This window comes from Pseudomonas sp. HLT2-19-2 (assembly GCF_054898005.1).
In genome coordinates this window covers 3,080,220-3,102,795 of the sequence record NZ_CM142712.1, presented here as the reverse complement: position 1 = coordinate 3,102,795, position 22,576 = coordinate 3,080,220, and the positions used below count along the sequence as shown (strand labels likewise).

Below are 22,576 nucleotides of genomic sequence, written 5' to 3'. Positions count from 1 at the left end.
GCCATGCACGATATCGAATTGAGCGAAGAACAAGTCATGATCCGCGACATGGCCCGGGACTTTGCCCGCGGCGAAATCGCGCCCCACGCCCAGGCCTGGGAAAAAGCCGGCTGGATCGATGATGGTCTGGTGGCGAAGATGGGCGAGCTGGGGCTGCTGGGCATGGTGGTGCCCGAGGAATGGGGCGGCACCTATGTCGACTACGTCGCCTACGCCCTGGCGGTGGAAGAGATTTCTGCCGGCGATGGCGCCACTGGCGCGCTGATGAGCATTCACAACTCCGTGGGCTGCGGCCCGGTCCTCAACTACGGCACTGAAGAACAGAAACAGACCTGGCTGCCGGATCTGGCCAGCGGTCAGGCCATCGGCTGCTTCTGCCTGACCGAACCCCAGGCCGGTTCCGAAGCCCACAACCTGCGCACCCGCGCTGAACTGCGCGACGGCCAGTGGGTCATCAACGGCGCCAAGCAATTCGTCAGTAACGGCAAACGGGCGAAGCTGGCCATCGTGTTCGCGGTGACCGATCCGGATCTGGGCAAGCGCGGCATCTCTGCATTTCTGGTGCCGACGAACACTGCGGGTTTCATCGTTGATCGCACCGAACACAAAATGGGTATTCGGGCATCCGATACCTGCGCGGTGACCCTGAGCAACTGCACCATTCCCGAAGCCAACCTGTTGGGTGAGCGCGGCAAGGGACTGGCGATTGCCCTGTCGAACCTTGAAGGCGGCCGCATCGGTATTGCGGCACAAGCGTTGGGCATTGCTCGCGCGGCATTTGAAGCGGCGCTGGCGTACTCACGGGATCGGGTGCAATTCGACAAGCCGATCATCGAGCACCAGAGTATCGCCAACATGCTGGCCGACATGCACACCCGATTGAATGCTGCACGACTGTTGATCCTGCATGCCGCGCGTTTGCGCAGTGCCGGTAAGCCGTGTCTGTCGGAGGCTTCACAGGCCAAACTGTTTGCGTCGGAAATGGCCGAGAAGGTGTGTTCGTCGGCGATGCAGATCCATGGCGGGTATGGGTATCTGGAAGATTACCCAGTGGAGCGTTATTACCGGGATGCGCGGATTACGCAGATTTATGAAGGGTCTAGCGAGATTCAGCGGATGGTGATTGCTCGGGAACTCAAGAACTACCTGGTGTGATGCCTTAAAAGCGTCGTCGGAACGCCGCCCGGAGCAAGCTCGGCTCCTACAGGTTATGCGCAATCCTGTGGGAGCCGAGCTTGCTCGCGATGGCGTCCTCGAAAACGTTACATCACTTTCCTTGGAACTCGGCCTCACGCTTACCAATAAACGCCGCCATCCCTTCCTTCTGATCCTGCGTAGCAAACGCCGCATGGAACACCCGACGCTCAAAGCGCACACCTTCCGACAGGCTCACTTCAAACGCGCGGTTGACGCTTTCCTTGATCATCATGGCAATCGGCAACGACTTCTTGGCAATCAGCGCCGCGACTTTCAACGCTTCTTCCAGCAACTCATCCGCCGGAACAATCCGCGCGACAATCCCGCAACGCTCCGCTTCCACCGCATCGATCAGTCGGCCGCTGAGGCACATTTCCATGGCCTTGGCCTTGCCCACGGCGCGGGTCAGGCGCTGGGTGCCGCCCATGCCAGGCAGTACGCCGAGGTTGATTTCCGGTTGACCGAACTTGGCGTTGTCGCCGGCCAGAATGAAGTCGCACATCAGCGCCAGTTCACAACCACCGCCCAAGGCGAAACCATTGACGGCGGCAATGATCGGCTTGCGGCGGTTGGCCACGCGATCGCTGTCGCTGAACAGGTCGTCGAGGTAGATCTGCGGGTAAGTCAGCTCGGCCATTTCCTTGATGTCGGCGCCGGCGGCGAAGGCTTTTTTCGAGCCGGTCAGCACGATGCAGCCAATGTTCGAATCGGCTTCGAGGCCATCGAGGGCCTGATTCAGCTCACTGACGATCTGCGCGTTCAACGCATTCAGCGCCTGCGGACGGTTCAGGGTGATCAGGCCGACACGGCCATGTGTTTCCAGCAAAATCGTTTCGTAACTCACAGAACTCTTGTTCATAAAGCATTCCTTCTCAAAGATTGCGCGAAATAACCATGCGCTGAATATCGCTGGTGCCTTCGTAGATCTGGCAGACCCGCACGTCGCGGTAGATCCGCTCCAGCGGGAAATCGTTCAAGTAACCGTAACCGCCGAGGGTTTGCAAGGCGGCGGAGCAAACCTTCTCAGCCATTTCGGAGGCGAACAGTTTGGCCATGGAGGCTTCGACCAAGGCCGGTTTGCCGCTGTCTCTTAACGCCGCCGCGTAATGCACCATCTGCCGGGCGACGGCGATCTGGGTTGCCATATCGGCCAGGCGGAACGCTACCGCTTGATGCTCGATGATCGGCTTGCCGAAGCTTTCACGCTCGCGGGCGTAATCGCGGGCGGCTTCGAACGCAGCGCGGGCCATGCCCACCGATTGCGAAGCGATACCGACACGGCCGCCTTCGAGGTTGGCCAGGGCGATTCGATAGCCTTCGCCCTCCTCGCCCAACCGATTGGCCACCGGCACCTTCACGTCTTCAAACAGAATCTGACAGGTGTCGGACGCGTGCTGTCCGAGTTTGTCTTCGACCCGCGCGACTTTGTAGCCCGGCGAATCGGTCGGCACGATCAGCGCCGTGATGCCACGCTTGCCGGCACTCGGGTCAGTCACGGCGAACACGATCACCACCCCGGCGTTCTGCCCGGACGTGATGAACTGTTTGCAGCCGTTCAACACATAATGATCGCCTTCCAGACGGGCACGGGTTTTCAGGCCGCTGGCGTCCGAGCCAGCCTGCGGTTCGGTCAGGGCAAAGGCCCCCAGCATCGAGCCGCTGGCCAGCGGTTTGAGGAAGCGTTCTTTCTGGTCGTCGTTGCCGTACTTGAGGATCGGTACGCAACCCACCGAGTTGTGCACGCTCATGATGGTCGAGCAAGCGCCGTCGCCGGCCGCAATTTCTTCCAGGGCCATGGCGTAGGCCAGGTAACCGGTGTCGCAACCGCCCCACTGCTCCGGCACCAACATACCGAAGAAGCCCAGTTCAGCCATCTCGCCGATGGCTTCCTTGGGGAAGCGATGCTCGCGGTCCCATTCGGCGGCGAACGGTTTCAGCCGTTCCTGGGCAAATTGCCGGGCCGCGTCGCTGATCTGAAGTTGTTCGTCAGTCGGGAGCATAGTGATTCCTTAATACAGGCATTCAACGGCCATGGCCGTGGCTTCACCGCCGCCGATGCAGATCGCTGCGACGCCGCGTTTCAAGCCTTTCTGGCGCAGGGCCGAGAGCAAAGTCACGAGGATCCGCGCGCCAGATGCACCGATCGGGTGACCGAGGGCGCAAGCGCCACCGTGAATGTTGATCTTCTCGTGGGGGATTTCCAGTTTGGTCATGGTGACCAGACTGACCACGGCGAAGGCTTCGTTGACTTCGACCAGATCGATTTCGTCCAGCGACCAGCCAGTTTTCTTCATCAGCTTCTCGATCGCGCCCACCGGTGCCACCGGGAACAGGCCCGGGGTGTCGGCAAACGCCGCGTGGCCGTGAATCACTGCCAGCGGTTTCAGGCCGCGCTTTTCAGCTTCGGAACGGCGCATCAACACCAGTGCGGCGGCGCCATCGGAGATCGAGCTGGAGTTCGCCGCCGTCACCGTGCCGCCGTCGCGGAACGCCGGTTTCAAGGAGGCGATCTTGTCCAGTTTGGCTTTCGGTGGCTGTTCGTCGTTGCTGATCAGCACTTGCTCTTTTCCGACGGTCACGGTGACCGGCACGATCTCGTCTTTGAAGCTGCCGTCCTTGATCGCCTGCTGCGCGCGGGTGGTCGAGGCAATGGCAAAGGCGTCCTGAGCTTCACGGGTGAAACCGTTGGTTTCAGCGCAATCCTCGGCGTAGGTGCCCATCAGACGGCCCTTGTCGTAGGCGTCTTCCAGGCCGTCGAGGAACATATGATCGAGTACGCGACCGTGGCCCATGCGGTAACCGCTGCGGGCGCGGTCCAGTAGATACGGCGCGTTGGACATGCTTTCCATACCGCCGGCGACAACCACATCGGCGCTGCCGGCCACCAGCATGTCGTGGGCCAGAATGGCCGCTTCCATGCCCGAACCGCACATCTTGTTCAGGGTCGTGCAGCGGGTCGATTTATCCAGCCCGGCGCCCAGTGCGGCTTGGCGTGCCGGGGCCTGGCCGAGACCTGCGGACAGGACGCAACCGAACAGCACTTCTTCAACCGAATCTGGCGCTACACCGGCGCGTTCGACGGCTGCGCGGATCGCGGCGGCACCGAGTTGTGGTGCGGTCAGGCTTTTTAATTCGCCCTGGAAACCACCCATCGGGGTGCGGACGGCGCTGACGATAACAATGGGATCGTTGGACTGAGTCATGACAAATTCTCCTTACTTGGCGGCCATGCGCAAGGCACCGTCGAGACGGATCACCTCGCCATTGAGCATGCTATTTTCAATGATATGCCTGACCAGCCCGGCATACTCGCTCGGTTTGCCCAGACGCGGCGGAAACGGCACGCCAGCCGCCAGGGATGCGCGGACTTCCGGGGTCATACCGGCCATCATCGGGGTTTCGAAAATGCCCGGGGCGATGGTCATCACCCGAATGCCGAAGCGCGCCAGTTCACGGGCCGCAGGCAACGTCAGGCTGACGATCGCGCCTTTGGACGCGGCATACGCGGCTTGGCCGATCTGGCCGTCGTACGCGGCCGCCGAGGCGGTGTTGATGATCACGCCGCGCTCGCCGTCGGCATCCGCTTCGGTTTCGGCGATCGCCGCTGCCGCCAGGCGCAGCATGTTGAAACTGCCGATCAGGTTGACGTTGATCACCTGACTGAAATTGGCCAGCACATGAGGGCCAGTCTTGCCGAGGATCTTCTCACCCCGCACGATCCCGGCGCAGTTGACCAGACCATTCAGGCCACCGAAGGCTTTGACCGTCGCCTGCACGGCGGCTTCGGCCGCAGCTTCGTTGCTGATGTCCGCCACCACACTTTGCGCGCCGAGACGTTCAGCCTGGGCCGCAACGGCCTCGGCGTTCATGTCCACCAGCATGACTTTGGCGCCGGCCGCGACCAGCATTTCAGCCGTGGCCGCACCGAGTCCGGAGGCACCGCCGGTGACGAGAAAAACCTTGTTTTCGATCTGCATCATTGTTTCCTTGGATTCAAGCTGAAACGTTCTTCGCGGCGGCCTCTTGAGCCTTGGCGATTTCCTGGTTGCGCAAGATAAAGCGCTGCAATTTGCCGCTAGGGGTTTTCGGCAACTCGCTGACAAATTCGATTTCACGGGGGTACGAGTGCGCGGCCAGCCGCTTGCGCACGTGTTGGCGCAGTTCTTCGGCCAGTTCCGGCGCAGCGCGGTATTGCGCGCTGAGCACCACGAAGGCTTTCACCAGTTCGGTGCGCTCTGGATCGGGTTTGCCGACCACGGCCGCTTCGACCACTGCAGGGTGTTCGATCAATGCGCTTTCCACGTCGAACGGACCGACGCGATAACCGGAAGTGGTGATCACGTCGTCGCTGCGACCGACGAAGCTGATGCTGCCGTCCGGGTTCCATTCGACGGTGTCGCCGCTCAGGTAATAGTTGCCGACGAAGGCCTTGGTCGGTGCGCCTTCGTAACCGGCGAACCAGCACATCGGCGACTGGGTGCGATCGATGGCCAGAATGCCCGGCTGACCGACGCCGAGTTCCTTGTACTCGTCGTCCAGCACCACAATGCGGTGGCCTGGCGAAGTGAAACCGGCGGCGCCCATGTGGATCGGATGCTCCAGGCCGTGGTGATTGCACAGGACCATGCCCAGTTCGGTCTGACCGTAATGATCGTGAATGACCACGCCGAGGTTGTCAGCGAACCAGCGGATCACTTCCGGATTCAGCGGCTCGCCGGCGCTGCTGACGATGCGCAGCTTGCCCTTGATCGAGCGGGCGAATTCGTCGCCTCCGGCGATCAACAGGCGATAGGCCGTCGGCGAACCGGTGAGGTTGGTGATCCCGTATTTGTTGATCACCCGGCAGGTGCTTTCGAGGGTGAACGGGCCATCGTAAAAGGTGATCGGATGCCCCATGGCCATCGGCCCGGTGACACCGAAATAGATGCCATAAGCCCAACCCGGATCGGCGACGTTCCAGAAGGCGTCTTCAGGGCGCAAGTCCACGGCGTCACGGGTGTAGCTCTGGAAGGCGACGATGGCCTTGAGCGGTACGGACAGCGCTTTCGACGGACCGGTGGTGCCAGATGTGAACATCAGCAGGAATGGATCTTCGCCGGTCAGCAGGACCGGTTCGCACTCAGGAGAATAATTGGCCAGTTCGGCCCAGAAGCTGTAATCGCCGCGGACGATGCCTTGGCCTTTTGGACCGGCGACGGTGACGATGGTCGGGCAGTCCGCGACTTCAGTGAGTTTGGAGCGATTGCCCGCGTCGGTAACCACCACTTTGGCGCCAGAGGAGCTGAGGCGGTGTTCGATGGCTTTGGGGCCGAAGGCAGTAAACAGCGGTTGATAGACCGCGCCGATGCGCCAGGTGGCGAACACGGTGATCAGCAATTCGATATTACGTGGCAGGAGACCGGCCACCTTGTCGCCTTTTTTCACGCCCTGGGCCAGCAGGAAATTGGCGAAACGCGCGGCTTTGTCCTGCAAGTCGCTGAAGGTGTACGTCGCGCTGGCGCCATCGCGGCCTTCCCAGAACAGCGCGATGCGCCCCGGCAAGGCATGCCGGTCGCAACACTCGACGCAGGCGTTGAGGGCACTCAAATCGCCGGTGAGCGCGGCGTCGACGGTGTGCTGATAATTGAACTGTGATGTCGCAGACAAATAATCGCGCATTGCCAGAATCCCTCTGTATTTTTATTAGGTTGGGGGAACCGTAATTAACAGGGAAATACTCGCTCTGCGCGGGGCGCGGGACAATGGTCAAAGCTATCAAGTTGCGTGACTGGTTTGGCCAAGGCTCAAGAGGTGCGCCAATGATCGGTGCCTAGCTCGCCTCGTTAAGGATCAAACTCCGATAATGCCCCGGATTAGAACCCGACCACTTGCGAAACGCCTTGTAGAACGAGCTGGCGTCGGCAAACCCTAAACGCGTGGCGATCTCGGCGAAGCTGATGGCAGGCTCGGCCAGCCAGACAATCGCCAGCTCCTTGCGCACACTGTCCTTGAGCCCTTGGTAAGTCTGGCCCTCTTCGGCCAGGCGCCGACGCAGCGTCGACGCCGACATGCACAGCTGTTGCGCCAGCGCTTCGGTTTCCGGCCAGTGTTCGGCGGGCAGTTGCCGCAAATCGTGCTTGATCCGGCTGGCCAGGCTCTGTGGGTCGCGGTACTTGACCAGAATGTTCGCCGGCGCATGGGCCAGGAAGCGCTTGAGTTCTTCCGGGCTGCGCTTGATCGGCAAATCCAGGCACTCGGCCGAGAAAATCATCCGCGTGCGCGGCCGGTCGAAACGCAGGTTCTCGGAGAACATTACCTGGTAGTCATCGCAGAAGTCCGGTGCCGGACAGCGTAACTCGATGGCCAGGATCGGAATCCGTCGCCCTGCCAGCCAGCAGGCGACGCCGTGGACGATCATCCAGTAAGTGAAATACGTGAAGGCGCGGCGCGGGTCCTGGTCGTCTTCGAGCAGGACGATTTCCGCCAGGCTTTGCTGACGAACCAACTGTGCGGGCAGGTGCTCGAGCATCAGCGACAAAAAGCTCAAACCCGCGGTCAGGCCGGCGGCCAGGCTCGGCTGGACCATGGAGCAGCGACAGAGAAACGCCAGACTACCGGATTTGAGTTTGCGTGGGTCCATGCCAAAAAACTCATCGTCTCCACGACGTGCCAGCAAACGCCACAGACGCGCATAAGCTGTGGCCGGGACGCGTGCATCGCTGCTTTCGAGCAGTGCCGGATCGATGCCGACTTTGTTCAACACCTCTTCGGTGGTGACGCCCGGGGCGCAGCTTTGCAACAGCGCTTCACGCACCAGTTGAATGGAGATGGTGTCTTTTTCCGACATTGGCCGAGGCAAGCCCTGTTCTTTGAGTGGTGGGAATATTAGCCCGTCAAGATCGAAAGATCGTCCGAACGCGGCCCGAACCTTCGGCAGCTCCTGCCACGGTGCACGTCATCCCACTGGAGCTGCCATAGACTGCGATCTTGCCTTAAGCCTTAAAGAATCCGGTACAACAACCGCTCAATCCGCACCCGACTGACGCGTTTGAGGAACTTGGCCACCCCCGCCGGGTATTCCAGCAGCGTGTCCAGGTCCTGGTAACGCTCGATGCGACGGGTGTTCTCGAAGATCTCCGCCAGCTCTTTACGACGCGGCCCCAGCAGCTCGCCTTTCGGATCATCGATCAGCAAGGCGTTTTCCAGATCGAGACGAAACGCCCGCGGATTGAGGTTGTTGCCGGTCAGCAAGGTATAGCGCTGATCGATCCACATGCCCTTGAGGTGATAGGTGTTGTCGCCGTCACGCCACAGATGCAGGTTCAACTGGCCGCTGTCGACGCTGCGATGATGACGCTTGGCGAAACGCCGAAGGCTGATCTCGTAAAGGTACGGCAGCGCCGAGATCACCTTGAACGGCTCGCTCGGTGGGATGTAGAAATCGTTGGCCGTCTTGTCGCCGACAACGATGTCGATCTTCACGCCCCGCGCCAGTGCCCGGTTGATTTCCCGGGTCACGGCCAGCGGCAGGTTGAAGTACGGCGTGCAGATGGTCAGTTGATGTTGAGCGCTGGCGATCAACTCGCAAATCACTCGACTCAGCGGATTGTTCTTGCCGACACCGAGCAATGGGCTGACCGACAAACCGCACTTGTCCGTTGTACCCGTCGTGGTGTCGTACGCCGCGTGCTTGAGGCGGCTGCGCAAGTCGCCAATGTCGTTGCGCAGACTGCGGGTGGTCGGCAAGTTCGGCAAATCGAGACGATGCACCGCTTTGGAGGCGATCAGGCCGTGCTGAATCAGGTGCTGCATCGAATCGGCCAGTGCGCGGTTGTGCAGCAGGTGATAACGGTCGTAGCGGTACTTGTCGAACTTGTGCAGATAAACGTTGTTCAGACTCGCGCCGCTGTAGATCACACAGTCATCGATCACAAAGCCTTTCAAATGCAGCACGCCAAACAACTCTCGGGTCTGCACGGGAACGCCATACACCGGGACTTCACTGGCATGAGTCCGGGTGGTTTCCTGATACCAGGCCGAGTTGCCCGGCTGCTTGCCGGCACCGATCAAGCCGCGCTGGGCGCGCAGCCAGTCAACGACCACCACCACGTCCAGTTCAGGACGCGCCAGTTTGGTCGCGTGCAAGGCATCGAGAATTTCCTGGCCGGCTTCGTCCTGTTGCAGATAAAGCGCGACGATATAGATGCGCTGGGTGGCGCTGGCGATCTTTTCCAGCAGGCAACGGCGGAACTCGGCAGCGCCAGAAAGGATAGTGACGGCATCGGCGGTCAGCGGAAAACTGCGCAGTTTGGGCAGCAGAGAGCGTTTGAAAAGCGACGGCATAGGGCTCGCAATGGGTCGAATCCGAAGAACCCGAGAGCTTACACCATGGATCCGCTTGGGTCTTGTTAGCGTCTGTAAAGGCCTCTTCGCGAGCAAGCTCGCTCCCACATTGAAATGCATTCCCCTGTGGGAGCGAGCCTGCTCGCGAAAGCGATTTTACAGGCGACAACAATATCTTCTTGATCAAGGAGAACGATCGTTCTACTGTTCGCCGCATGAACGAAATCACCAGCACCGACACACGCGATATCATCCTGGATGTCACCGAAAAGTTGATCTACAAAAGTGGCATCGCGGCCACCGGAATGGACCTTCTGGTGAAAACCGCCGGCGTCTCCAGAAAGAGTATTTACCGCTACTTCGCCAACAAGGAGGAGCTCACCGTCGCGGCCCTGCAACGGCGAGACTTGCGCTGGATGCACTGGTACACAAGCGCAGTCGACCAGGCTGAAACCCCGGCCGACCGGCTGCTCAACCTGTTTACCGTGCTCAAGGCCTGGTTCGCTTCCGAAGGCTTCCGTGGCTGTGCATTCATCAACACCAGTGGCGAAACCGGCGATCCGCAAGACCCGGTTCGCCTGGTCGCCAAAGACCACAAACAGAAGCTGTTCGACTACGTGCGCGAGCTCTGCACCGAATATGGCGCAACAGACCCGGAAACGCTGGCCAAACAGCTGCTGATCCTGATCGACGGTGCCATTACCGTGGCGCTTGTCATGGGTGATCACAGTGCCGCCGATAATGCGCAATGCATGGCGCGAAAGTTATTGGACCTGTAACACTTCAATCAAGCCCGACACCGTGTTTGAACTTTAATTTTATAGGGAGACTGTCAATGTCTAACGCCGAAGTTCGTCCGCCATTACCGCCATTCACCCGTGAGTCGGCCATCGAAAAAGTACGCCTGGCCGAAGACGGCTGGAACTCTCGCGACCCGGAACGCGTGTCGCTGGCCTACACCCTGGACACGAAATGGCGTAACCGCGCCGAGTTCGCCTACAACCGCGAAGAAGCCAAAGGTTTCCTGACGCGCAAATGGGCAAAAGAGCTGGATTACCGCCTGATCAAAGAACTCTGGGCCTTTACCGGCAACCGCATCGCCGTGCGTTACGCCTATGAATGGCACGACGACTCGGGCAACTGGTTCCGTTCCTACGGCAACGAAAACTGGGAGTTCGACGAGAACGGTTTGATGGCCAATCGGTTTGCAAGCATCAACGACATGCCGATCAAGGAAAGCGACCGCAAATTCCACTGGGCGCTGGGCCGCCGGCCTGACGATCACCCAAGCCTGTCCGACCTGGGTCTGTAAACCAACACTGCTCGTTTCCACGCGAGCGTGGGAACGAGCAGCTGTAGGAGGACAACTTTATAGGTAAGATATCGGCCCTTCCCCGCAGCCCTGTTCTGCACCCCGCCGAATAAGCCGATTCCATGCCTTTCGAACTCAGTGTTGACCCCACCACCCTGGCCATTCTGGCCCTTGTCGCTTTCATTGCCGGTTTCATCGACGCCATTGCCGGCGGCGGTGGTCTGTTGACCACCCCGGCGCTGCTGACCGCAGGCCTGCCGCCGCATTTGGTGCTGGGCACCAACAAACTCAGTTCGACATTCGGCTCGGCCACCGCCAGTTTCACCTTCTACCGACGCAAACTGTTCCATCCCAGGCAGTGGATGCACGCGATTGTCGGCACGCTGGTGGGCGCGCTGACCGGCGCCGTGGTCGCTCACTACCTGCCAGCAGAATGGCTGAACAAGATGCTCCCGGTGATCATTTTCGCCTGTGGCCTCTACCTGTTGTTTGGCGGCACGCCGAAAGCGCCGCTGGACAGCGACGCACCGATCAAGAAAAAGTGGCAATCGACCCAAGGCTTCGGCCTCGGGTTTTACGACGGCGTGGCCGGCCCCGGCACGGGTGCGTTCTGGACCGTCAGCACGATGCTGATGTACCCCATCGATCTGGTGAAGGCCAGCGGCGTGGCGCGCAGCATGAACTTCGTCAGCAACATTGCGGCACTGTCGGTGTTCGTTTTTTCCGGGCAAGTGGACTGGATCATCGGCCTGAGCATGGGCCTGTCGGTGATGGTCGGGGCGTTCTTCGGGGCCCGCACCGCCATCAGCGGCGGTGCGAAGTTCATTCGGCCGGTGTTCATCACCGTGGTGCTGGGCTTGACCGTGCGGTTAGCCTGGCAACACTGGTTCAGCGTGGCCTGAGCGCCGCGCCACATAGACGTCGATCAGGTAGCGGGCAATCGAGCGTGACGCCGGCAACGGCGGCAAGTCGCGTACGTTGAACCACTGGGCGTCTTCGATCTCGTCTTCCTGACACACGATCTCGCCACCGGCGTATTCGGCGTGAAACCCCAGCATCATCGAATGCGGGAACGGCCAGCACTGGCTGCCCATGTACTGGATGTTCTTGACCTCGATCTGCACTTCTTCGCGGACTTCGCGAATCAGGCAGTCTTCGGCCGACTCGCCCGGTTCGGCAAACCCCGCCAACGTGCTGTAGATCCCGGTGACAAAGCGCGGCGAACGGGCCAGCAGGACTTCATCGCCACGGGTCACCAGTACAATCATGCTGGGTGAAATGCGCGGGTAGCTGCGTAAATCACACGGTTGGCAATACATCGCCCGTTCCCGGGGCACCTGGGTCATCGCCTGCCCGCAGTTACCGCAGAAGCGGTGTTCGCGGGCCCAGGTGCCGATTTGCGCGGCATAACCGAGCACCTTGAACACCGTATGATCGCCTTCGAGCATGAACGCCCGCAGGCCTTTCCAGTTACAGCCCGGCACTTCGCTGTGATTGCGCAGTTCCAGCAGGTAGACCGGTTCGCCATCCAGATGGCCGATGCCATGCTCAGCGAGAATCGACAAATCCTGGCGCTTGAGCCATTCGCGGGGGAACAGCGCGCCATTGTCATCGAACAGAAAACCTTCGGGGCTGCGGGCCACGGCCCAGCCGCCGGGTTGGTCGGTGTCCAGTACTGCGGTGGTCCAGCGTGAAATCATTTTTAATCAATCCAGAAATTCGGGTTTCTGTTTGCTCATATGGGCGGCCATGGCCACGCGCAAATCGTTGGATTGCAGCATGGCGGCGTTCCAGGTGGCGACGTATTCAAGGCCGTCGTCGATGCGATGGTCGCGCATGTAGCTGATCATCTCTTTGGTGCCGGTGATCGCAATCGGCGACTTGCTGGCGATCTCGCGGGCAATGCCCATGACACCGTCTAGCAGGCTGGCCGTGTCACTGTAAACGCGATTGACCAGGCCCATGCCACGCGCTTCTTCAGCACCGAAAGTGCGACCAGTGTAAGCCAGTTCACGCAGCATGCCGTCACCGATGATCCGCGGCAAGCGTTGCAGAGTGCCAACGTCGGCCGCCATGCCGATGTCGATTTCCTTGATCGAAAACTGCGCGTCTTCGGCGGCGTAACGCATGTCGCAAGCAGCAATGAGGTCGATGGCGCCACCCAGGCAATAACCCTGAATCGCCGCCAACACCGGTTTGCGGCAATGGTCGACCGCATTAAAAGACGCTTGAAGGGTGAGGATTTTGCGGCGCAGCAAGCGCGCGTTGCGACCCACGTCCTTGCCCAGTTCATTGGCCACGCCGGCCAACATCATCAGGTCGATGCCGGAAGAAAAATGCTTGCCCGCACCACTGAGGACCACCACCCGGACTTCGTCAGTGTCGTCGACCCACTGGAAAATCTCGATGATCTCGCTCCAGAACGCGGCATTCATCGAATTGATTTTTTCCGGCCGGCTGATCTGCACATGGGCGACTTTATCGGCCAGTTCGACGGTGAACGCGGTGTACTGAGACATGGCAGTGATCCTTTTACCGGGCAGAAAATGAGGCCCGAACTATAACAAGGCATCTGGGCAGGCCGTAAGGCAGCGGTTCGGACAAAAACGGGACTTGCCCGTTGCGCACCACAACAGTGCCAAGCACGGCCGCGTTTCGCACATTCATGTGACATCTCGACTATTTTTTGAGGCAAAAACGGAAAAAAACAGGCCCTTCGTCGGTGCGTTTCTCCCTCTAAACGGTACGTCCGTACCTCTTTAAACCGATTGTCGAACAATTTTGCCATTTGACCTCCCCCGCTCTAAGTTCTGGCCTAGACTCATTTCCGCGGGGCGAAACCGGCGGGTCACAAAGCGCAAAGAAAGTCGAAACTTTTGCAGCTCGTGACGGGTCAGGTTAATGGTAAGTGCGTTGCGACTGGTGCAATCCTTGCAGCATCTATTCCAGCCATTCTGCTTCAACGCATTGGCAGCGCTTGCTCTCCGATGCGTAGCGCGTTTGCGCCCGGCCACAGGAATTGGCCACGAAATACCGTTTGTGCCAGACCTAAGAATTAGATCAACAACACGGGAGATTCATATGATCAGTGCGGCTTTAGATATTCAGGGAGAACGTGCTCATCAGCAGGTCGGCGAAACGAGCACTGTGAGCGCGCCAAGTCACCAATCGGTCAGCGTCCCTGGCACCAAGACGCTGACACCGGTGGCCAGTCAGAACCCCAACAAGAAAAAAGTGCTGTTCGTCACCTCGGAGATCGCCGATCTGGTGAAAACCGGTGGTCTGGGCGACGTTTCCGCAGCGCTGCCGCGAGCCATGGCGCATCTGCATGATGTGCGTGTGCTGATTCCCGGTTACCCGCAAGTGCTGAACAGCGAAAACCCGATTCATATCATTGGTGAGCTCGGTGGTCACGCCGCGTTGCCCCCCTGCAAGATCGGGCGCATGGACATGCCCGACGGTCTGGTTATTTACGTGTTGATCTGCCCCGAACTCTACGAGCGCGAAGGTTCGCCTTACGGTGCCAACAACGGCCGCGACTGGCCGGACAACCACATTCGTTTCGCCCGCCTGGGTCTGGCGGCCGCCGACATTGCCGCTAATCTTGCACAAATCCACTGGTGCCCGGACCTGGTACACGCCCATGACTGGCCGGCCGGTCTGGCGCCCGCCTACATGCACTGGCGCGGACAACGCACCCCGACGCTGTTCACCATTCATAACCTTGCCTACCAGGGCGTGACCAGTCTTGGGTCGTGCCCGGAACTGGGTATTCCCATGCATGCCTTGCAACAGGAAGGCATGGAGTTCTACGGCAAGATGTCGTTCCTCAAGGCTGGCATGGCCTATTCGAGCCACATCACCACCGTCAGCGCCACCTATGCCCAGGAAATCACCACCCCGGCCTTCGGCTGCGGTCTCGACGGTTTTCTCGCCGCCAAGACCCAGCAAGGTCTGCTCAGTGGTATTCCCAATGGCATTGATGAGAGTTGGGACGCGGCCACCGACACGCACCTGTTCCGCCCGTTCAGTATCGGTGACTGGGAAGGTAAAGCGGTCAACGCTGCACACGTCCGTGAGCTGTTTGGCCTGGACGATAGCGAAGGTCCGTTGTTCGCCGTGGTGTCGCGACTGGTGTATCAGAAGGGCCTGGACCTGACCGAAGCCGTCTCCGAATACATCGTCAAATCTGGCGGGCAGATCGCAATCATTGGTCGTGGCGAGCCGGAAGAAGAACAAGCCATGCGTGAACTGGCCCTGCGTTTCCCCGGCCAGATCGGCGTGCGCATCGGTTTCAACGAAACCGACGCTCGTCGCATGTTCGCCGGCAGTGATTTCCTGCTGATGCCTTCGCGTTACGAGCCTTGCGGCTTGAGCCAAATGTACGCCCAACGCTTCGGTTCGTTGCCGGTGGCACGCAACACCGGCGGTTTGGCCGACACCATTGAAAACGGCGTGACCGGTTTCCTGTTCGATGAATCCACGGCCGAGAGCTATCAGGAAGCCCTGAGCCGGGCATTTAAGATATTTGCCTTCCCCGACCTGCTCAATGCCATGCGCTGCCGGGCCATGGCGGCGCCTTTCAACTGGTGCAAGGCGGTCGAACCGTACGCCGAACTCTACGAACAGCTTGTCACTAAGGCATTGGGTAAATCGGGCAAACATTAAGAAAGAGGTTTTCAAAGATGCCGTTACGGACCCTTGAGACCTGGCCCCACGGCGCAATCATGCTGGACGCAGAGCACACGCGTTTTGCCTTGTGGGCGCCAGATGCGTTTTTTGTCAGTGTCGAACTGGAAGATGGACAATCCTTGCCACTATTGCCTCAGGCCGATGGCTGGTTCGTGATCAACACCCGTTGCCCCGCTGGCACGCGTTACCGCTACAACATCGACGGCGAGCTTGCGGTGCCCGACCCGGCCTCCCGCGCGCAGGCCGGTGATATTGACCGCCACAGCGTGGTGGTCGATCCCCTTGCTTATCAATGGCAACACAGCGCCTGGCTCGGTCGGCCGTGGAATGAGGCGGTGATCTACGAATTGCACGTCGGTGCGCTCGGCGGCTACAGGGAAGTCGAGCAACACCTGGCGCGTCTCGTGGAGCTGGGCATCAGCGCAATCGAATTGATGCCGCTGGCGCAGTTCCCCGGCGATCGCAATTGGGGTTACGACGGGGTTCTGCCCTACGCGCCCCAAGCCTCGTACGGCACTCCCGAACAACTCAAACACCTGATCGACACCGCCCACGGCCACGGCCTGGCGGTGATTCTCGACGTGGTCTACAACCACTTCGGCCCGGATGGCAATTACCTGCATCGCTACGCCAAGGGCTTCTTCAATGAAGACAAGCACACACCTTGGGGAGCGGCCATCGACTTCCAGCGACGCGAGGTGCGCGACTTCTTCATCGACAACGCGCTGATGTGGTTGCTGGAGTACCGCTTCGACGGGTTGCGCCTGGACGCGGTGCATGCCATCGAAAGCCCTGACTTTCTACAGGAACTGGCGCAGCGGATCCGGCAGCAGACCGATCCGGCGCGGCATGTGTGGCTGACGGTCGAGAACGAACACAACCAGGCCAGCTTGCTGCAAGAAGGGTTCGACGCGCAGTGGAACGATGACGGCCATAATGCCTTGCACGTGCTGCTGACCGGCGAAACCGATGCCTATTACGCCGACTATGCCGACAACCCCACCGAACAATTGGCGCGGTGTTTGAGCCAGGGGTTCGTATTTCAGGGCCATATCGACCGACACGGCGAGGCCCGTGGCGAGCCCAGCGGTCATTTGCCGCCCAGTGCTTTCGTGCTGTTTCTGCAAAACCACGACCAGATCGGCAATCGCGCCTTCGGCGAACGGCTGCATCAGTTGACCAACCTGGACGCGTTACACGCAGCGACAGCGCTGTTGCTGCTTTCACCGATGATCCCACTGATGTTCATGGGCGACGAGTTCGCCGCCAAAGAACCATTCCTCTTTTTCACCAGCCATCACGGTGAACTGGCGGAACTGGTTCGCGAGGGACGACGTAACGAGTTTGCCGCATTCAGCGCGTTTGCCGATCCTCACAAGCGCAAACAAATTCCCGACCCGAATGCGCCACAGACCTTTGAAGCTTCCCGACCGACGCTGACGGCACCCCAGGGCTGCGCGATGCATGACCTGTATCGCAAGCTGTTGCAGATCCGCCATGAGCAGATCATCCCGCATCTGCCCGATACCCACCCATTGGGTGCCGAGGTACTGGCCGAGGGTGCTGTGACTGCGCGCTGGCGACTGGGCAACGGCAGTGAGCTGCGCATTGACCTGAACCTCAGCGACAAGCCTGTGGTCCACTCCCCACAGGCCGGTGCTTCGTTGTTGTACGAACATCCCTCGAAGTCCGCCGACCTGCTGGATCAGGGCACCCTTGCCCCGTATTGCGCGCTAGTCAGCCTCACGGCCGCAGCCCCTATGCTACCCCCGGATGGAGAGCGCCAATGAGTGATGCGCAACTGGAAATACTGGCCAGCCGAGTTGGCCTGGCTGTCGACTGGATCGACGCCAATGGCCGCCCACAAAAAGTCGCTCCATCAGTGTTACGCAACGTCCTCACCGGACTCGGCCACCCCGCCAGCACCGCCCAGGAAATCGACGCCAGCCTGCTGCAATTGCAGGAAGTGCAACAGACCCGGCACCTGCCACCGCTACTCACCGCAGACTTCGGTGTCGGCCTCAGCCTGGCGCATTACTTTGAGCCCGAAACACCGTGCGAGATCCACCTTGAAGATGGCGCGCGGCTCAACCTGAAACTGGACGCAGAGGCGATGCTGCCCGGCCTGGTCCCGGTCGGTTATCAGCACGTCAGCATTGATGGGCAATCATTTACCCTAGCTGTGGCGCCGACGCGCTGCTACAGCGTCGGCGATGCCGTCGACAGTCCGATTCCGCGGACCTGGGGCCTGAGCGTACAGCTGTACTCACTGCGTCGCACCGGCGATGGCGGGTTCGGCGATACCCAGGCGCTGGAAGAACTGGCCCGTGTGGCCGGCGAACGCGGTGCCGAAGCGTTGGCGATCAGTCCGTTGCATGCAATGTTCAGCAACGACACCCAGCGTTACAGCCCTTATTCGCCGTCCAGCCGTTTGTTTCTCAACAGCCTTTACGCCGCACCGGGCGCCATCCTGGGCGAACGAGCGTTGCGGACCGCGATTGATGCAACCGGGCTGGCGGCAGAACTCAAGCAACTCGAAGCATCGCCGTTGATTGATTGGCCGGTGGCGGCTGAAGCTAAACATCGCCTGTTGCAGGCGCTGTACGAAGGGTTTGTCCAGGGCGAACACCCGTTGCATGCAGACTTCAGCAGCTTCCGCCATGCTGCTGGCGAAGCGCTGGAAAACCACTGCCGCTTCGAAGCCATTCAAGAAGCCCGCGCCGCCAAGGGCAAAAACCTCGACTGGCGGCAGTGGCCCGAGCAATGGCAAGACCCGCGCAGCGCGGCCTTGGCCGAATTCGCCGAAGAGAACGCCGCACGCATTGGCTTCTTCGCCTTCTGCCAATGGTTGATAACCCGCTGCCTGGAGCGCGCGCAAACCGCCGCCCGCAGCAGTGGCATGAGCATTGGTCTGATTGCCGATCTGGCCGTCGGTGCCGATGGCGGTGGCAGCCAGGCCTGGAGTCGTCAGGACGAATTGCTCGCCTCGCTGACCGTGGGCGCACCACCGGACATCCTCAACCGCACCGGTCAGGGCTGGGGGATTTCCGCGTTCTCGCCCGAGGGCCTGGTACGCAACGGCTTTCGTGCGTTCATCGAAATGCTCCGCGCCAGTTTTGCCCACTCCGGTGGCCTGCGCATTGATCACGTCATGGGCCTGCAACGGCTGTGGGTGATCCCTAATGGCGCGTCACCCGCCGACGGCGCCTACCTCTATTACCCAGTGAACGACCTGCTGCGTTTGCTGACCCTCGAGTCCCATCGTCATCAGGCCATCGTCCTCGGTGAAGACCTCGGCACCGTGGCGGATGGTCTGCGAGAAAAGCTTATCGCGCGCTCGATCCTTGGCATGCGCGTGTTGCTGTTCGAACAAGACAACGCGCACTTCAAAACGATTCTCGACTGGCCGGACAACGCCCTCGCGACCACCAGCACCCATGACCTGCCGACGCTCAATGGCTGGTGGCATGGCCGCGATATCGACTGGAACGCCCGACTGGGTCTGGTCGACGCCCCGGGTGAAATCGAATGGCGCCACCACCGCGAACGCGAGCGCGAAGGCCTGCGTCGGGTGTTGAGCGAGGATCCGCAGAACTTTCGCGAAGAGTCCCATGAAACCGATCAGGTGCTCGACGCCGCAATACGTTTCCTCGGTCATACCCGTGCGCCGCTGGTGTTGCTGCCGCTGGAAGATGCCTTGGGTATCGAACAGCAAGCCAACTTGCCCGGCACCATCGACACGCACCCCAACTGGTCTCGACGCCTGGCGGGTGATAGCGACGCTTTGCTCGATAACCCGGACGCCGCCCGACGCTTGGAACTGCTCGCCTGTGCACGACTTCAGGCGGCCGAGCGTGACCAATGAAACAAACGATTATCCAACCGCTGCGGGCGACCCAGCGGCTGCAATTTCATAAAGGCTTCACGCTGGACGATGCGGTGCCGCTGGTGCCGTACTTCGCCAGCCTCGGCATCAGTCATGTCTATGCGTCGCCACTGCTGAGCGCCCGCGCCGGTTCCATGCACGGCTACGACGTCGTCGACCCGACCACCGTCAATCCGGAGCTGGGTGGCGAAGCGGCGTTGCGGCGTTTGGTCAGTGCATTGCGCGAACAGAACATGGGGCTGATCCTCGATATCGTCTCCAACCACATGGCCGTCGGCGGTGGCGACAATCCCTGGTGGCAGGATTTGCTGGAATGGGGACGTCTGAGCCCTTATGGCGAGTTCTTCGATATCCAGTGGCATTCGCCCGATCCATTGATGACAGGCCAGTTACTCTTGCCCTTCCTCGGCAGCGACTACGGTATCGCCTTGCAGGACGGAACCCTGCCCTTGCGCTTCGATGCGCAGAAGGGCGCGTTTTATGTCGAGCACTATGAGCATCATTTCCCGATCTGCCCGACCCATTACGGCGAACTGCTCAGAACCGATGACTCGCTGAACGCCGAAGCGCTCAAGTCGCTGGCAGACCGTTTCAGCACCCTGAGCTACCAGACCGACGCCCATAGTCTGGCGATGCCGCTGAAAGCAGAGCTGCGTGAACTGGCCAGTGATCCGGCGATGCTGCAAGCCATCCAGCAAAACCTCAGCGCTTACGACTCGCTCACCGCCGAAGGTTTCCAGCGCCTGCACCAGTTGCTTGAACACCAAAGCTATCGCCTGGCCAGTTGGCGCACGGCGGCAGATGACATCAACTGGCGGCGCTTTTTCGATATCAACGAACTGGGCGGCCTGCGCGTCGAACGCCCCGCGGTGTTCGAAGCCACCCACGCGAAAATCTTCGAGCTGGTGGCCGAAGGGCTGGTCGACGGTCTGCGCATCGACCACATCGACGGCCTCGCTGACCCTCGGGGTTATTGCCGCAAACTGCGGCGACGGGTCGACAGCCTGTCGCCGAATCGGCACCTGCCGATCTTTGTCGAGAAGATCCTCGGCGAAGGTGAAACCCTGCACCGTGACTGGTCGGTGGATGGCACCACGGGTTACGAGTTCATGAATCAGTTGTCACTGCTGCAACACGCTCCCGAAGGCGCCCACACCTTGGGCGAACTGTGGAATCGCTACAGCGAACGACCCGCCGATTTCCGTCAGGAAGCGCAACAGGCCCGCCAGCAGATCCTCAACGGCTCCCTCGCCGGAGACTTCGAAAGCGTCGCCCAGGCCCTGTTGCAAGTGGCCCGGGATGACCTGATGACCCGCGACCTGACCCTCGGCGCGATTCGTCGGGCGTTGCAGGAACTGATCGTGCATTTCCCGGTGTACCGCACCTATATCAGCCCCCGTGGTCGCTCGCCTGAAGACGACGTTTTTTTCCAGCAGGCCATGGACGGTGCCAGGCTTACCCTTAGCGAGGCCGATTGGCCGGTGCTCGATAGCCTGGCCAGCTGGCTTGGTGGCGAATCATGGCGCAAACGCCCATTGGGCCGGCCACGCAAGATGCTCAAGCATGCTTGCGTACGTTTTCAGCAACTGACGTCGCCGGCGGCGGCGAAGGCCGTGGAAGACACCGCGTTCTATCGCTCAGCGACGTTGCTGTCGCGCAATGACGTGGGGTTCAGCACCGAGCAGTTCAGCGCGCCGGTGGCCGATTTCCATGCGGCTTGCGCCAATCGCCTCGAAGCATTTCCCGATAATTTGCTGGCCACCGCGACCCACGACCACAAACGCGGCGAAGACACCCGCGCGCGCCTGGCGGTGTTAAGCGAGCGCAGTGCCTGGTACGCCGAGCAGGTGCCGCTCTGGCAAGCCCTCGCCCGGTCCCTGCGCGACGACGACCAAATGCCGACGACGGGCGATGAGTTGATCCTCTACCAAGCGCTCCTTGGCAGCTGGCCGCTCGATTTGCGCAGTGACGATCAAGCAGCGCTTGAGCACTACACTCATCGTGTGTGGCAGTGGCAACAGAAAGCCTTGCGCGAAGCCAAGTTGCAAAGCAGCTGGAGCGCGCCGAACGAGGCTTATGAACAAGCGGTTCAGCAATTCCTGCAGCGACTATTGTTGAGTCCTGAAGGGGAACTATTGCGCGCGGCACTCTGCAAAGCAGCCCAAAGCATCGCCGTCCCCGGGGCACTCAATGGATTGGCGCAAACCTTGCTGCGCATGACCGTGCCGGGGGTGCCGGACCTTTATCAGGGCACCGAGTACTGGGACTTCTCGCTGGTCGATCCGGACAACCGCCGACCCGTGGATTACGCCTGCCGTCAGCGGTCCCTGCAGGCGCCATTGGAACTTCCTGAGCTGTTGGCTAACTGGCGGGACGGGCGCATCAAGCAAACCCTGATCGCTCGTACGTTAAACCTGCGGCTTGAGCACACCGAGCTGTTTCGACGAGGGACGTATCAAGCCCTTGAAGTCGTCGGCAGCCAGGCTCACCGGGTGCTGGCATTTGCTCGCTCGCTGCAAGGAAAAAGGGCCATCGTGATCGTACCGATACGCTGCGCCGAATTGTTGAAAAACAGTGCCGAACCACGGATTGACGCGCCGCTGTGGGGCGATACACGGGTCAAATTACCATTCACCACCCCTGATGAAAATTTCAAGGGACTTTTTTCCAGCGTCGCAGTCACACCCCAAAGGGAGCTGGACATCAGCGCCGCGCTGGGGGATTTCCCGATCAATCTTTTTATCCAGACTACCCCAACTTGAGTTCAGTTCAGGAGCATTGCGATGAGCACCAACGATAAACGCATTCGCGAATTTGCCTATCAGATCTGGGAATCGGAAGGACAACCCGAGGGTCAGGAAGCCCGCCACTGGGAGATGGCCCGCAAACTGGCTGAAGCCGAAGCCCTGGCACCGAGCAAATCACCAAAAGCCGCTGGCAGCAAAACCGCCGGCGCCAAGGCCCCAGCCAACAAATCCACCAATGGCAAGGCCGAGCCAAAAGCCCAAGCCAAGCCCGCCGCGGCATCGAAGGTGATCCCGCCGGGCGAAAAAGCCACCGAGAAAAAGCCTCGAGCAGCGCGTAAACCGCCCGCTGTCTGACGACTCTCACCGTTGACCTGATTGATTTCGTGGCGAGCCCTCTCGCCACCGAGGGCTCGCTCGCCC

18 protein-coding genes are annotated in these 22,576 nt (G+C 60.4%); 9 read left to right on the top strand and 9 right to left on the bottom strand.

The features are described 5' to 3' along the window. Positions 1-3: 3 nt before the first annotated feature. Positions 4-1,155, top strand: a complete 1,152-nt coding sequence (locus tag ACYZTU_RS14470) for an acyl-CoA dehydrogenase family protein (protein WP_461963700.1) — start codon at positions 4-6, stop codon at positions 1,153-1,155. A gap of 112 nt (positions 1,156-1,267) precedes the next feature. Here ACYZTU_RS14470 and ACYZTU_RS14465 read toward each other — a convergent pair whose 3' ends face one another. From ACYZTU_RS14465 to pssA, 7 genes are all read right to left on the bottom strand, one after another. Then, positions 1,268-2,041, bottom strand: coding sequence for an enoyl-CoA hydratase (locus ACYZTU_RS14465; protein WP_282378487.1), 774 nt, complete (start codon positions 2,039-2,041; stop codon positions 1,268-1,270). A gap of 28 nt (positions 2,042-2,069) precedes the next feature. Beyond that, complete coding sequence (locus ACYZTU_RS14460; RefSeq protein ID WP_461963698.1) at positions 2,070-3,197, bottom strand: acyl-CoA dehydrogenase; 1,128 nt, start codon at positions 3,195-3,197, stop codon at positions 2,070-2,072. Between the two features lie 9 nt (positions 3,198-3,206). Next, positions 3,207-4,400, bottom strand: coding sequence for an acetyl-CoA C-acyltransferase (locus tag ACYZTU_RS14455; protein ID WP_461963696.1), 1,194 nt, complete (start codon positions 4,398-4,400; stop codon positions 3,207-3,209). Positions 4,401-4,412: 12 nt separating this feature from the next. Beyond that, positions 4,413-5,174, bottom strand: a complete 762-nt coding sequence (locus ACYZTU_RS14450; RefSeq protein ID WP_461963695.1) for an SDR family NAD(P)-dependent oxidoreductase — start codon at positions 5,172-5,174, stop codon at positions 4,413-4,415. Between the two features lie 16 nt (positions 5,175-5,190). Then, positions 5,191-6,855 carry an AMP-binding protein gene (locus ACYZTU_RS14445; protein WP_461963693.1) on the bottom strand — a complete coding sequence of 555 codons (1,665 nt, stop codon included), beginning with the start codon at positions 6,853-6,855 and terminating at the stop codon, positions 5,191-5,193. Positions 6,856-7,006: 151 nt separating this feature from the next. After that, positions 7,007-8,023 carry an AraC family transcriptional regulator gene (locus tag ACYZTU_RS14440; protein ID WP_461971035.1) on the bottom strand — a complete coding sequence of 339 codons (1,017 nt, stop codon included), beginning with the start codon at positions 8,021-8,023 and terminating at the stop codon, positions 7,007-7,009. A 152-nt stretch (positions 8,024-8,175) separates the two neighbouring features. Next, positions 8,176-9,519: a CDP-diacylglycerol--serine O-phosphatidyltransferase gene (gene pssA, locus ACYZTU_RS14435; RefSeq protein ID WP_461963691.1), complete on the bottom strand. Its 1,344-nt coding sequence runs from the start codon at positions 9,517-9,519 to the stop codon at positions 8,176-8,178. Between the two features lie 215 nt (positions 9,520-9,734). Between pssA and ACYZTU_RS14430 the strand changes: the two genes are divergently transcribed. The 3 genes from ACYZTU_RS14430 to ACYZTU_RS14420 all read left to right on the top strand — a co-directional run bounded on the left by ACYZTU_RS14430 (position 9,735) and on the right by ACYZTU_RS14420 (position 11,733). Continuing rightward, on the top strand, positions 9,735-10,298 hold the full coding sequence (locus tag ACYZTU_RS14430; RefSeq protein ID WP_461963689.1) for a TetR/AcrR family transcriptional regulator: 564 nt from the start codon (positions 9,735-9,737) through the stop codon (positions 10,296-10,298). A 56-nt stretch (positions 10,299-10,354) separates the two neighbouring features. Beyond that, positions 10,355-10,831 carry a nuclear transport factor 2 family protein gene (locus tag ACYZTU_RS14425; RefSeq protein ID WP_461963687.1) on the top strand — a complete coding sequence of 159 codons (477 nt, stop codon included), beginning with the start codon at positions 10,355-10,357 and terminating at the stop codon, positions 10,829-10,831. 122 nt (positions 10,832-10,953) lie between these two features. Next, positions 10,954-11,733 carry a TSUP family transporter gene (locus tag ACYZTU_RS14420; RefSeq protein WP_461963685.1) on the top strand — a complete coding sequence of 260 codons (780 nt, stop codon included), beginning with the start codon at positions 10,954-10,956 and terminating at the stop codon, positions 11,731-11,733. Here ACYZTU_RS14420 and nudC read toward each other — a convergent pair. Both nudC and ACYZTU_RS14410 read right to left on the bottom strand, forming a co-directional pair. Beyond that, positions 11,701-12,531, bottom strand: coding sequence for an NAD(+) diphosphatase (nudC, locus tag ACYZTU_RS14415; RefSeq protein WP_461963683.1), 831 nt, complete (start codon positions 12,529-12,531; stop codon positions 11,701-11,703). The genes ACYZTU_RS14420 and nudC overlap by 33 nt on opposite strands. A 6-nt stretch (positions 12,532-12,537) precedes the next feature. Further along, the gene (locus tag ACYZTU_RS14410; RefSeq protein WP_461963681.1) at positions 12,538-13,350 is read right to left on the bottom strand and encodes a crotonase/enoyl-CoA hydratase family protein; all 813 of its coding nucleotides are present in this window, start codon (positions 13,348-13,350) and stop codon (positions 12,538-12,540) included. Between the two features lie 562 nt (positions 13,351-13,912). Between ACYZTU_RS14410 and glgA the strand changes: the two genes are divergently transcribed. From glgA to ACYZTU_RS14385, 5 genes are read left to right on the top strand one after another with little or no spacing between them, the layout of a single operon-like run. Beyond that, positions 13,913-15,499, top strand: coding sequence for a glycogen synthase GlgA (gene glgA, locus ACYZTU_RS14405; RefSeq protein ID WP_461963679.1), 1,587 nt, complete (start codon positions 13,913-13,915; stop codon positions 15,497-15,499). 17 nt (positions 15,500-15,516) lie between these two features. Continuing rightward, positions 15,517-17,313, top strand: a complete 1,797-nt coding sequence (gene treZ / locus ACYZTU_RS14400; RefSeq protein ID WP_461963677.1) for a malto-oligosyltrehalose trehalohydrolase — start codon at positions 15,517-15,519, stop codon at positions 17,311-17,313. Next, on the top strand, positions 17,310-19,388 hold the full coding sequence (malQ, locus tag ACYZTU_RS14395; protein ID WP_461963675.1) for a 4-alpha-glucanotransferase: 2,079 nt from the start codon (positions 17,310-17,312) through the stop codon (positions 19,386-19,388). Before treZ ends, malQ begins: the two co-directional genes overlap by 4 nt. Next, on the top strand, positions 19,385-22,171 hold the full coding sequence (locus ACYZTU_RS14390; protein WP_461963673.1) for a malto-oligosyltrehalose synthase: 2,787 nt from the start codon (positions 19,385-19,387) through the stop codon (positions 22,169-22,171). The genes malQ and ACYZTU_RS14390 overlap by 4 nt, the downstream gene beginning before the upstream one ends. Positions 22,172-22,192: 21 nt before the next feature. Then, complete coding sequence (locus ACYZTU_RS14385) at positions 22,193-22,510, top strand: DUF2934 domain-containing protein (RefSeq protein ID WP_461963671.1); 318 nt, start codon at positions 22,193-22,195, stop codon at positions 22,508-22,510. Positions 22,511-22,576: the final 66 nt, after the last annotated feature.